The sequence below is a fragment of the Clostridium coskatii genome (assembly GCF_001675205.1).
Lineage (GTDB): Bacteria > Bacillota > Clostridia > Clostridiales > Clostridiaceae > Clostridium_B > Clostridium_B ljungdahlii.
In genome coordinates, this window is sequence record NZ_LROR01000007.1 from 1 (window position 1) to 639 (window position 639).

2 rRNA genes are annotated in these 639 nt (G+C 38.8%); both read left to right on the forward strand.

The window, feature by feature from the left end:
* Positions 1 to 106 (forward strand): 16S ribosomal RNA (locus CLCOS_RS00040); the annotation flags it as partial.
* 409 nt (positions 107 to 515) lie between these two features.
* Positions 516 to 639, forward strand: a 23S ribosomal RNA gene (locus CLCOS_RS00045); the annotation flags it as partial.

Sequence of the window (639 nt, forward strand, 5' to 3'; positions counted from 1 at the left end):
GTCCGTAGTCTAACGAAAGAGGACGCGGCCGAAGGTGGGGTTAGTAATTGGGGTGAAGTCGTAACAAGGTAGCCGTAGGAGAACCTGCGGCTGGATCACCTCCTTTCTAGGGAGTCGAAAGATAGAGTATAATCTATCTTATAAATTGATGGTTTAAGTAAGTTAGAAGGTCTACTCTGTTTAATTTCCAGGGATTATTTACATGTTGACCAAAAATGATCGGCATGATATTATATATATCCCAAGCGAGTTAAACATTATTGTTTAGTCGCTAAAAAATTTGTCCTTTGAAAATTGCACAGTAAATAAGAAATAAAGTAAAGCTAAGGTTATAATATAACCTTTGTAGTAAAGTATCATTTTCAAAATGATATGATGATAATAAGAAAATTGATAGTAACGAGCAAGACAAGGAAAAACTTGAATGAGGAGCGAAGTTTACTTATGTAAATGAGCACCGGAACGAAAGTTTTGACGAAGTATTGCGAAGTTAATAGCAATTTTCGATAATGAAAGGTCAAGCTACAAAGGGCGCATGGAGGATGCCTTGGCACCAGGAGCCTAAGAAGGACGCGATAAGCTGCGAAAAGCTCTGGGTAGGCGCAAATAGCCAGAGAACCAGAGATATCCGAATGGGGA